Genomic DNA, 12812 nt, shown 5'->3' on the forward strand with positions numbered 1-12812 from the left:
TTCAATACATCTTATAGATTTGGATATTAAATATGGTTTTTGAAAAGATTAAATGCGATATATACTCCTCGATTTTCAAACGAGAAATTTTAATACCTAAAGAATAAGAAGTAATATGAAAACTTGGTTTTATACTTATATAAGTAAGGAGCAGCTTTAAGAAAAGCTACTCCTTACTTAAAATTAGTTTTTAAGTATTTTATGGATGGAAGATTCTGTGTTTTGCCCATATGTTTTAATCATATATAAACCTTTGGACAATGAACTTAAATCAAGTGCTAACTCAGTCTCTTCTACGTTTACCGCCCTTTGGAGCACTAACATCCCATTTGTATTATACACGTTAACTTGATATATTCCTTTCATTTTTGATAATGTAAGAATATTATTAACTGGATTTGGATACATCTCTATTTTCAAAGGATTCTTTTCTATTTCTAACCCTAAGCGATTACCACAGGAACCTACTACAACATCATGTTTAGATCCAGCTGTATTATTCTCACCTCCAGTTGGTAAACTGTACGTATAATAAAAACTAATCTGATCTCCAGAATTTGCATTAATCTGAAATGGAACATTTGGAGTAACTAAATATCCAGGATATGGTCCTGTAGAAGAAGTACTATAATATAGGATACAAACGTTGTCTCCTACTCCCTCAATTTCTGGAATAAAAGTTATTGTAGGGTTGGTATTGTCTAATGAGATTTCATAACTATATTGATTATTCACCGCTAATCCTGTACAGTTAGTAGTATTAGTATCTTCTGAAGATCTAAACTCTATAAAATTAAGATTCAAACCATTAGAATCAAAAACAATACGTAATTCATGATTTCCACTACTTATTGAGATTCCGGTTACAGAAACTGTTTCATACTGTTGCCAATTTCCAGTATTAGGTACGGATATCACTTCTGTAATAGCAGCACCATCCAGCTCTAAATGAAATTTACCATTACCATTAGGAGAGGCTACACGGAAGTCCACATCATAACTATTATTAGAATCCGAAGCATTTATGTCAAATGCTAACCATTCATTAGCATCAATCCAACCCACATTATATGCACCACCAAGAATATCTCCTGTGTTTTCTATATCTACATTATCTTGTCGATATGCACCTCCCGTATTTCCGGTACTTAAATCATGATAACCAATACCTTCTCCTCCTTCTTTATAATCTTCGGCCTGTAGTATTCCGGGTATCACTATATAGTTTCCAGTATTTCCATTTACAGTCACAGAAGCTGAACCTGTAACAGATCCACTTGAGGCAGTAATAGTATAGGTTCCAATATCTGAAGCAGTATATAAACCATTAGAATCTATAATACCGTTAGTAACTGTCCAATTAAAATTGGTCTCATATGAATCGCCGCTTTGATCAAAACCTTGCGCACTAAACTGCATTGTTTCTCCTTGGTTAATTTCAACATTATTAGGAGAAATAATTATTGATGATAAAACCGGAGTTTGTATAACATCTTCTTTTGTTAAAGATCTTAGATTATCTATATAAAATGTATCTCCACTACTACTATTAGGATCAAATAGAAATACAATATTATCTATTTGAGCATCATTAACCACTAAATCTGGTGTTCCTGTAAGAATAAACTCTAATGTATGCCAATTATTTTGTTCTTTTACCGCTGCCTGATACACACTGTGTCTTCCGGTTGGATAATTTGAAGGGTTCGATAACGAGCTAGCTTCTAATTGCCAACTAATAATCGTTCCAACAGGTGCACTGGTATAGACATCCATTGCAAATCTTTTATCTTCAGAAACATAAGCACTGGCATCTGCTATAAAGTTAGTATCAAAAAATAAAACATCATATAATTCTGCGTCATCCCTTACATAACTTCCAGCTTGGGATGAATTGTTTACTTCATTCCCTCCTGGGTTTCCAACATTTTCTACATAGATTCCAGTAGTTGTATTATTCAACGAAATATTATTTATTCCGTTATAGTTGTGAATCATCTCAGAGAACTCATACGTAGGTGGATATTCGGTAATCCCATATCTGAAATTATCAAAGTAATATGTTTCTGAAACATTAGAATTAGGATCAAAAAGAATTGAAATCTCATCTATTGATAAATTTGATGTTCCTGCATCGGGTGCTGTAGTATAACTAAATGCTATGGTATGCCATTGATTCTGTTCCTTGACAACACTGGTATATTGACTATTTCTTCCTGCTGGAAAATCACCATCCGATCCAATACTATTTTCTAAACTCAAGGAAATTTCAGTTCCTACAGGTGCAGATGTAAAAACATCCATAAAAAAGATATTATCTCCTTCTATAAATGGGCTTGAATCCTTTATCGCATCTGTATTAAAACTTACAACATCATATAATTCAAAAGTTCCTCTGTCATATTTAGCTACATTAGTGCTATTATTAACACTATTGGGACTTGGATTGGCAACATTTGCTGTATATTCTCCATTTTCAAAAAATAATTCCAATTGATTTATTCCATCATAATTAGCTATGATAATTTCTTCTAATAAAGTAGGATCAGGAGCATCCATTTTTCTCATATTATCAATATACACTGTATGCCCTGTAAAACTATCTGGATCAATCAACAAAACAAATTGATCCACATCTAAAGCTCCTACGCTCGCATCTGGTCTATCTAATAACTCAAATTCTAACGTTTCCCATTGATTCTGAGAAATTGTTTTCGCACTGTATCGACTATGACGACCAGCTGGCCAATCACCTGCCGAGAGTGAACTGTTTTCTATCTGTAGTATAAACTCTGTACCGATCGGTGCATCACTATACACATCCAACCAAATAGATTTTTCTCCTGATGTATACTCCAAAGCATTTCCTATATTAGAAGTGGCCATGTACAAACCATCATATTGTGCTCCAGTAGCCCTAACATACCTACCTACTATTGAAGAATTATTAACATTATTTATTCCAGGATTTGAAATAGATTCTGTTAAGGTCCCATCTGTGGTTGATGTATAGGTTAAATTTCTATTTCCCTCAAAATCCTCAAAAACATATTCTAAGGTTTTTATAGGATTTACAGAAACGCTCATTTTAAATTCATTAGTACCACATTGTGGAACATTTACAACAACTTTTACATCTCCTTCAGTCGTTCCCCAATCAACTAAAATAGTGTTAGTTCCTTGGCCAGAAGTTATCGTAGCACCAGTAGGAACTGTCCAACTGTAAGATGCTCCAACTGTCTCTGTTATTGTATACGGTTTATCTGTTTCACCTTCATAGACACTATTATCTCCAATAAGTTGTGTGTTAAAAGTTCCGCTATACACCCTAACATAATCAACCTCCATCTGTGTAGGGTAATCTGCTGGCGTAGGTGGAATATTTCCGGTATAAGGGGTACCCGGACCTCCGACTGCTACATTAAGTATTAAATACCAATCTCCTTCACTAAAAGGCCAAGGATCTACAGTGTTACCCGGAGTAACAGTATGATATAATTGATCATCAACATACCATCTTATTTCGTTAGGTTCCCATTCTACAGCATACTCATGGAAACCTGAAGACAAATCTAATCCTGCATTAAATTCTCTACCATTATACTGCCAACCTCCATTAGAATAATGTACAGTACCTCCTATACTCTCTGGATTTTTATGTTGAGATTCCATAATATCAATTTCTCCTGTAAAGGGCCAACTTCCATTCTCTGGCAACATCCAGAAAGCAGGCCAAATTCCTCCCGCAGAAGGCAATTTAATACTGGCTTCATATCGTCCATATCTAGAATTAAATTTTCCTGCAGTGATCAACTTTGAAGAAGTAAATTGTTTTCCTCCTGCGGCTTCATTTCTAGTTGTAATCACTAGATTTCCATTTTGCACCGTAGTGTTTTCTGGTTGATACCATTGTTCTTCTGCATTACCCCATCCACAAAGCGTGGGGCATCCATCTCCGTTATCAAAACTCCACTTAGTTAGATCGACAGATGAACCATCAAATTCATCATTAAATATAAGTTCTGAGCATTGGGATTGTACTACATTACAAAACAATGTAAATACAATTAAGGTTTTAAAGAATAAGTGTGTTTTCATAATTAAAATCAATTTGTGTAATTAAGTTTGTGTTAAAAATTTTATATACGTAATTCCTAACCATATGCATTTTATACATACAGCATTACTTTTCTTTGATATTTAGATTATTCTATTAAATAATCAGAATATCAATTATGTTTTTTCCCAAGTAATTCCGATAAACTGAAATACTTTATATATTTCAATTATCTATTTCCGTATTTGATATTAAAAAATATCATCATCTTAAATCTGGTTTCAGTTGTATATTGAATATATACGATGCCGAAATCAAGGGTAGAGCTGAATTAAATATTCCTTGTTATTATAATGGTATTTATTTCCAGATTTTGATATAATCAATCACAAATTGCTTTGGAAAGATAGTATCATCAACTTCTGGACCCCCAAAATTACCACCAATGGCAAGGTTAATAATTATATAAAATGGCTTATTAAAAGGCCACGTTTTATCATTTTTTTCCTCTGGAGAAAATGTATAAACCAGTTTGTTATCTATATAAAAATCAATTTTTTCTTTAGTCCAAGCGGATTTATAAACATGAAAACCTTCTTCTATTGCATAATCAATAGTTTTCTTAGAGTTCTCAGTATCACCAAAGCTTTGTCTTGTATGCAAGGATGTGTATATCGTATGAGGTTCTTTTCCCACATATTCCATAATATCTATTTCTCCACAATCTGGCCAACCTATTTCATCAATATCACCACCTAACATCCAGATAGCAGGCCATAAACCATGTCCTGTGGGAAGTTTAGCTCGTACCTCTATAGAACCGTATTGAAACTCCATTTTGCCTTTTGTAGTTATCCTACTAGACCCATAGATATCGCCTTTTTTAGTCGCAGTAATAATCAAATTACCGTTTTCTAATTTGGCATTTTCTTTAGTATAAATTTGTCTTTCATTATTACCCCAACCACATAAGTTAGGGCATCCGTCTCCTAATTGATAATTCCAATAAGACTCATTTAACTGAGGTTCATCAAAATTTTCTTCCCAAATAATTGAATTCGATTCTTGACAAGAATAAAAGAATGATAAAAGAATAAAATAGGTTAAGAGTTTTTTCATTTTACTTTAATTCAAAAGTTGATTTAATAGTTTTATCAGAGCTTCCACCTATATAGACTTCAAACCCTCCTTTTTCTACAATCCAATTATTATCATTATCATAAAACCCCAAGGTCTCAGCGTTCAATTCAAAATTAATTGTTTTAGTTTCCCCTGGTTTTAAAGAAGTCATTTCAAAACCTTTCAATTCTTTTATTGGTCTTGTAACGCTTGCAAAAAGATCTTTAATATATAATTGTACCACTTCTTTTCCTTCATAATCACCTGAATTAGTTACATCAATAGACACTTTAATTTTTGGAGTGTTAACCGAAATGTCTTGTGCATCTATCTTAAAATTACTATACTCAAAACTAGTATAACTTAATCCGTGACCAAATGCATATAACGGAGTGTTCTCTTGATCCGAATAATGTGACCAAAAAACAATATCAGGAGCTGGTTCTACGGGTCGACCTGTACTTTTATGATTATAATAAATCGGTACTTGACCTACATTTCGAGGAAATGACATCGGTAATTTTCCGCTAGGATTATACTCTCCATATAAAACCTGAGCTATCGCGTTTCCGCTCTGTGATCCAAGGTGCCAAGCCTCGACGATAGCGGGAATATGTTCGTCTGCCCAAGTAATAGCCAATGGTCTCCCGTTGTTTAAAACTAAAACGATATTCTTATTGACTTTATAAATTTCTTCTAAAAGATCTTGTTGTACGCCAGGTAGATCAAGTTCTGTTCTACTTCTGCCTTCTCCACTTTGGAAACCAACTTCGCCTAAAACCATTACCACTACATCAGACTGCGCTGCAACCTTAATTGCTTTTCCAAACTCACTTTTGTCTGTAGTATTAATTTTAGTTTCCGTTACAAATGCCGTATTTCCTAAAGAAACATCAGCTCCTTTGGCATACACTAATGTATTGCCTTTATATTGTCTCATTCCTTCTAAAACAGAAACAGCTGTATTATCATCTGCGGCAATTCTCCAACTTCCTAATGGGCTATTTTTATCTTCTGCTAAAGCTCCAATTAAAGCTATTTTCTGTCCTTCCTTTTTTAGTGGAAGTAATTTATTATCATTTTTAAGTAATACAATGGATTTTTTAGCAACATCAAGTACTGCCTCATGATTTTCTTTACTTCCTAAAATTGTTTTCTCTCTATTCGCATCACAATATTTATAGGGATCATCAAATAAACCAAGTTCATATTTTACTCTAAGAATTCTTCTTGCCGAATCCTCTATCAAATGTTCTTTTACTTTTCCTTCTTTAACTAAGTCAGCTAAATGTTCTACATATAAATAGGATTCCATATCCATATCTGATCCCGCATTAACTGCCATTTCTGCGGCACTTTTACCGTCTTTTGCATATCCGTGAGCTATCATTTCTGTAATCGAACCCCAATCTGAAACTATAAAACCATTAAAATTCCAATCCCCTTTAAGAATATCTCTCTGTAACATTTTATTCCCTGTTGCAGGTATACCATTAAGCACATTAAACGAATTCATAAACGTTTTTACTCCTACTTTATTTGCAGCTACAAAGGGAGGAAAAATCATATTGTTTAAGGTAGAAGTTCCCACATCTACGGTATTATAATCTCTTCCAGATTCAGAAAAACCATATCCTGCAAAATGTTTTGCACAAGCTGCAATTGTATAATTATCTGATAAATCTTCACCTTGAAAGCCTTTTATTCTAGCTACCCCAATTTTAGAACCTAAAAAAGGATCTTCTCCTCCACCTTCCATAACTCTTCCCCATCTGGCATCTCTAGATATATCCAACATTGGTGCAAAAGTCCAATTAATTCCAGCTGCAGAAGCTTCCAAAGCTGCTACCTCAGCAGATTTTCTAATCGCTTCCATATCCCAGCTTGCTGATTCTGCCAAGGGAATCGGACTCATTGTTTTATATCCGTGTATAACATCAAACCCTATAATAAGAGGAATTCCTAATCTTGATTCTTCTACGGCTATTTTTTGTACTTTCCTTACATCTTCAACTCCTCTAACATTTAACATAGAGCCTACCCAACCTTTTCGTAAGTGTTCATATTTTTTAGCAGCTATTCCTTCCTTAGGTTGTGGTCCCGTTAAATCCCAAAAACCGTTATATTGATTCATCTGACCAATCTTTTCTTCTAAGGTCATAATAGCAAGAAGTGAATCTACTTTTGCTTCTATTTTACTATCTAAACCGTCCGAAACGATTGTTGTATTAGTAGTAATACCTTCGGGTTTCTCCGAGGAAGAATTGCAACTCACTAAAAACAAACTACAAAGGATACTAACAAATATGAAATCACTCTTTTTCATTATAAACAATCTAAAAATTTTATTTAAGCATTATTAATGTTAATGAGGAAGGCTATCTGTGGTAAATAACCTTCCTGCTAAAAACAATTTAAAACTAAGTGTATATCTATTGATAAACTCTTACATAATCAATTTCCATAGTAGACTCTGTAAATGCAGGATCTATGGCTCCTCCAAAAGTTCCTCCCATTGCTACATTAAGTATCATAAAGAAGTCATTATTATAAAATGGCAAATTATTAGCATAAGGAAACGTGTGATATGGATTACCATCAATAGAAAACACAATTTCCGATGATGACCATTCTACACTATATACATGAAAATCTGTAGAAGCACCTGCAATATTGGTTTCTTCAAAAATTGCATTACCTCCATTATTTCCGGGGAAATGAAGTGCACTGGATACTACGTCTTGATTGTTACCAACATGTTCCATTATATCAATTTCTCCACAATTAGGCCATCCAACTTCTGTAATATTTGAGCCTAACATCCATATAGCTGGCCAAGTACCTCCTCCTGTTGGTAATTTAGCACGAACATCTACTTTACCATAAGTAAATGAAAATAAATCCTGAGTTTTAATTCGTGCAGAAGTATATCCTCCATTTTCTGCTCTTGCCGTTATTTTAAGCAATCCATCTTCTACAATTACATTACTAGCATCATTTGTATACGATTGTGATTCTCCATTACCCCAGCCATTATCTCCAGTGCCTAGATCATATGTCCAATTTGCTGTATTTGGAGCACCATTTGTATCGAATTCATCCGCCCAAACTAATGTATCAAAAGGAGGTTCTGCTATATCATCTGTCCCAGAATCTTCTGGTACAAATGTATGATACCAAGCTAATTGACCTCCTCCAAAATCACTTGAAACTTCCTGAATACCTCTAACACTAAGTTTATCCGCAGTAAGTTCTAACACTTGATATTCCATAGCGCCAGACCAGTAAGATAATGTACTATTCTCTACACTAATTATTCTTGTTCCTTCTTCGTTTTCAAAAATCACAAAACTAGTATTTGTTGCAATCTGATCTGTAATATCTCTACACTCATCTACAAACTGCGTTGGTGTATCATTTGGAAAAAATTTAGTTACTTCTGCCCAGTTCATAAAAGTTTGATTGGCGTCACCCGTGATTAGCTCAAAACTATAATTATCATTAGCATCATAACTAAAAACAAGTACATCATCATATATGCAAGGGTCTAATTGATTAGGAGAAGCACTAAAGAATTCTGGAAAATCATTGGTAGTCGGTCCAACACCGAAATGTCCACCAACACTACTATCCCAAATCCATCTTTTACTACCATCCCCACCAATCATCTGGAGTGTTGCTTGATCTATAAACAATCGCACATCTAAATCTAGTTCAATTGTTTGAGAAGAAGATGTACCTCCTGTACCAAAAGCAACTACCGTAATAAAAACCGAATATTGTCCAGATTGTGTATATCTAAACGTTTGTGATTCTCCTGGTTGTGCCACTAATGGATCTCCATTTTGAGTAAAGAAAATATGAAAATTAAGTGCATCATCTGCTTGTGGAGTAATTGTAACATTACCCGTTTGTCCATCCTCTATAACCGCATCAATCTGTAGATTTGATGGCGGTAGAATTGTTCCTAATTCTGCATCATCATCCTGACAACCGAAAAATGTTGCTAAAATTATAAAGAGCAATGTTTTTTTATATATCTGTATCATTTAAATCATTTTTAGTCTTCAATTTTACCTTTTAGTCTTATAAATTTTAAAGACGTATTAGTCTATATTGCCAGAATACTCCAGAACCCGCTTCGACAATAACTGATATCGTATTTGTGTCTATAAATGCTATACTATATGTAATAGTGCTCGGTACAGCTACATTAGGTAACTCTCCTTGGTTATTTGCTTTTGCCAAACCAATATACGCTCCATCTCCATTTACTGTTAATGTTCCTGCTGTTTCGTCATAAATATAGCTTGCTGCATTGGATCCATCGTGAGGAGCAACTGGTGTACCACATGCATCACTTCCTCCTTGCCATCCTTCAATCCAAGATTCACCATTTAACACGTTGCTAAAAGTACCATCAGAACTGAAAACGTAGAGATCATTATAATAACAAGCTCTTTCTGCAACACAGGCATCATCGCAAGCAAACCAACTGGTATCTCCTGGTGTTGGACCTACACCTAAAGCTCCTGCTTCTGGGGCAAGTTTCCAAACTCCTTCAATTGGCGTTGAGTATGTTTCTCTAACTAATCTATACTGCCAAAATACTCCTGAACCAGACTCTACAATAACACTAATCGTATTATTATCAATAAATGAAACGTCATAAGTAATTGAACTAGGAACTGCAACATTAGGAAGTTCTCCCTGATTATTTGCTTTTGGCAATCCTACATAAGCTCCTTCTCCATTAATTGTTAATGTACCTGCTGCTTGATCATAGTTATATGTAGCAATGGCATTCCCGTCATATGGTGCAACCGGAGTACCACAAGCATCACTTCCTCCTTGCCATCCTTCAATCCAAGTTTCGCCTGTAAGTACATTGCTAAAACTACCATCTGTATCGAAAACATATAAATCATCATAATAACACGCTCTTTCTGTAACGCATGCATCGTCGCAAGCAAACCAACTAGTATCACCAGGTGCTGGTCCTACACCTAAAGCTCCAGCTTCTGGGGCTAATTTCCATACTCCTTCAATACTAGCCATAACAGAACTTGTTAATTCTATATCATCAAATAAGTATTCTGAATCGTCTCCTGCAACATCAAAATCAAAAAAGATTACTACTTTTTGATACTCATTATTAGTATCTATTGCACTGAAATCAAACTCTAATTCTTCCCAATCATTGGCTACGGTATTAGTTACATCTACTTCGTGCGCTATATTTCCATCAGAAATATTTTCAACTTTCAATTTTATTGTTATTCCGCTTTTTGGAGAAAACACTTTTACTTTAAACAATTTATTACTGGAGAAATCTATTGGGTTTTCTAACTGTAAAAAAGAACCTGCAAATACTTGCGCTCCAGAAGGTTTTATAGTTTGTCCAACTCTTGCACTTGTATTTAAACCTGCTTGATTTGGATTATCTATCACTTGTGAAGAAGCATCTCCAAAACTGGTAAACCCATAATTTACTGTAAATGACTCGAAATCTACTGGCAATGTAACTGGATCATTTGCTTCTGTAATAGTCACTACTTGTGTAGCTTCTGTTGTTGCAACACCTGCTCCTCGAGCAACCACTCTAACTGTATAATCACCAGGACTTTCATAAGTATGCTCCAATATTTCACCAGGCATTATAATTGTTGGTTCTTCATTTTCTACATCTCCAAAATACACATCAAACAACATTGCAAAATCGGCGTTCGCACTCACCCTAACTATGGCAGGGTTTACTGTATCTTGATCTAATGTTATTTCTAAGTTTTCTGGTGCTCTAAATGAGATTGTTAAAAGCTGAGAGAACTCACTAGTAAGTCCGGTCGCTCCAACGGCAACAACTCTTGCCGTAAAAGTACCTTCTTCATAAATATGTTCTGCGGTACTTCCTGGCGATATTATGGTTGGTTCTTCATTATCAACGTCTCCAAAATAGATCTCAAATGACGAAGTAGCTTCACCACTTGGTGTTACGGAAACGAGTCCCGTATCATCTTGCGTAATATCAAAAACTGCATTTACCTCTGTTGGTGCTGATATACCTTCAAAGGCATATGAAACATCATCTTCTTTACAACTGTTAAAACCAGCCGCTAGAATAATTATAATTAATAATGATTTTAAAAATTTCATCTTCTTCTAATTTTTTATTTTTAGTATCCTGGATTTTGTTCCCATCTATTTCCGGCCAATTGAATTTCTATTAAAGGAATAGGAAATATTTCGTGTTTTCCTATAACGAAACCATCTATTTCGGCTGCAGCTCTACCTGTTCTTACTAAATCGAAAAAATGATGTCCTTCTCCTACCAATTCTACTCGTCGTTCTTGATAAATTGCATCTGCTAAGGCAGTTCCTGTTACAGTAACATCAGGTAATTGAGCTCTAGTTCTTACTCTATTAAGGTATGTTTGCGCCTGACCATCATTACTAGGTGATTTTCGATTGTGCGCTTCTGCCGCCATTAGCAAAACATCTGCGAATCTAATTGCCCGATAATTATTAGGATTAGTAAGATTAGCATCTCCGTTATTAAGATCTCCTTGACGAGCAATATATTTTCTATTAAAATATCCAGTATGCTCAAAACCTATAGAAAAAGTTGCTCCTTGAGCTGCAGCCCAAGCATCTATATCCAAAATAGCTACATCTAGTCTAATATCTCCAACCTCAAAAGCATCAACAACCTCTTGGGTCGGTACATTAAAGCTAAAACCTGAATCAAATAATGGTCCCGAATAATTTCTAATTCCATTAAAACCAACAGCTACATTACCTTCACTACATTGTAAACAACCAAAACCAGCACCTTCTATATCTGTATATTGTACTTCGAAAACGGATTCAATATTATTTTCTCCTTCTTGCTCAAAAATTGTATTGTAATCAGTCACTAAATCATAAGGTCCTGCAATCACAAGATCTAATACATCTGCCGCTTCCGTAAATTTATCTTGAAATAAATAAGCCTTACCTAAAAGCGCTCTTGCCGCTCCTTGTGTCACTCTACCTATTTCTGCTTGTGTAACAGGTAAATTATCAGCTGCAAATTGCAAATCTTCTTCTATCAGAGCATATACATCTTCTTTAGCAGATCTATCTATACCGGTTTCTTCTCCAAATAAAATTCTTTTGTCTATTGCCAATGGTACATCTCCAAACCATTTAACTAATTCAAAATAATAGTAAGCTCTTAAAAATCTGGTCTGAGCGATCACTTCATCTTTTCCAGAAAAATCAGTTTTATCCTGAAACTCCATAATATAATTCGCTCGATTAACTCCAGCATACATCCAACTCCATATATCTCTAAGTTGTGCATTAACGGGTGTATGCATCATGTCATCTATTTCCTGTATACCAGGTGTATCTGATGCGCTTTCTCCACCAGCCAATGTATTATCCGATGCAATTTCTCCTAACATTACATTGATATAGGTAGACTGTAATAGATCGTAAGCTCCTATCAATGCACTTTGATAATCTTCTTCGTTATTAAAAAAATCTTCCGAATTTTCTATTGGAGGATCCACATCTACAAAATCGTCACTACAGGAAAAAATTATAGTAAATAGTGCTAAAAAGACTACTACCAATTTGATATTATTTTTCATCT

At 34.6% G+C, this 12812-nt stretch carries 6 protein-coding genes; all 6 read right to left on the reverse strand.

Annotated elements, in window-relative coordinates; translation table 11 throughout:
- Nucleotides 1-183: 183 nt before the first annotated feature.
- On the reverse strand, nt 184-4098 hold the full coding sequence (locus tag D1815_RS07595; RefSeq protein ID WP_118386515.1) for a family 16 glycosylhydrolase: 3915 nt from the start codon (nt 4096-4098) through the stop codon (nt 184-186).
- A gap of 319 nt (nt 4099-4417) precedes the next feature.
- Nucleotides 4418-5176 (reverse strand): family 16 glycosylhydrolase, encoded by a 759-nt coding sequence (locus tag D1815_RS07600; protein ID WP_027392838.1) that lies wholly within the window; start codon nt 5174-5176, stop codon nt 4418-4420.
- Between the two features lies 1 nt (nt 5177).
- Nucleotides 5178-7502 (reverse strand): beta-glucosidase BglX, encoded by a 2325-nt coding sequence (bglX, locus tag D1815_RS07605; RefSeq protein WP_118386516.1) that lies wholly within the window; start codon nt 7500-7502, stop codon nt 5178-5180.
- A 106-nt stretch (nt 7503-7608) separates the two neighbouring features.
- Nucleotides 7609-9225: a family 16 glycosylhydrolase gene (locus D1815_RS07610; protein ID WP_118386517.1), complete on the reverse strand. Its 1617-nt coding sequence runs from the start codon at nt 9223-9225 to the stop codon at nt 7609-7611.
- Between the two features lie 46 nt (nt 9226-9271).
- Nucleotides 9272-11329, reverse strand: coding sequence for a hypothetical protein (locus tag D1815_RS07615; protein ID WP_118386518.1), 2058 nt, complete (start codon nt 11327-11329; stop codon nt 9272-9274).
- A 20-nt stretch (nt 11330-11349) separates the two neighbouring features.
- A complete protein-coding gene (locus D1815_RS07620) occupies nt 11350-12810 on the reverse strand; it encodes a RagB/SusD family nutrient uptake outer membrane protein (protein ID WP_369899411.1) in 1461 nt (486 codons plus the stop codon).
- Nucleotides 12811-12812: the final 2 nt, after the last annotated feature.

Origin of the sequence: Aquimarina sp. AD1, assembly GCF_003443695.1 — a bacterium.
Taxonomy (GTDB): Bacteria; Bacteroidota; Bacteroidia; order Flavobacteriales; family Flavobacteriaceae; genus Aquimarina; species Aquimarina latercula.

What these genes read in the sequence shown, in the direction of transcription:
- D1815_RS07595 (WP_118386515.1), bottom strand. Translation starts at nt 4,098, where the DNA reads ATGAAAACACACTTATTCTTTAAAACCTTAATTGTATTTACATTGTTT.
- D1815_RS07600 (WP_027392838.1), bottom strand. Translation starts at nt 5,176, where the DNA reads ATGAAAAAACTCTTAACCTATTTTATTCTTTTATCATTCTTTTATTCT.
- bglX (WP_118386516.1), bottom strand. Translation starts at nt 7,502, where the DNA reads ATGAAAAAGAGTGATTTCATATTTGTTAGTATCCTTTGTAGTTTGTTT.
- D1815_RS07610 (WP_118386517.1), bottom strand. Translation starts at nt 9,225, where the DNA reads ATGATACAGATATATAAAAAAACATTGCTCTTTATAATTTTAGCAACA.
- D1815_RS07615 (WP_118386518.1), bottom strand. Translation starts at nt 11,329, where the DNA reads ATGAAATTTTTAAAATCATTATTAATTATAATTATTCTAGCGGCTGGT.
- D1815_RS07620 (WP_369899411.1), bottom strand. Translation starts at nt 12,810, where the DNA reads ATGAAAAATAATATCAAATTGGTAGTAGTCTTTTTAGCACTATTTACT.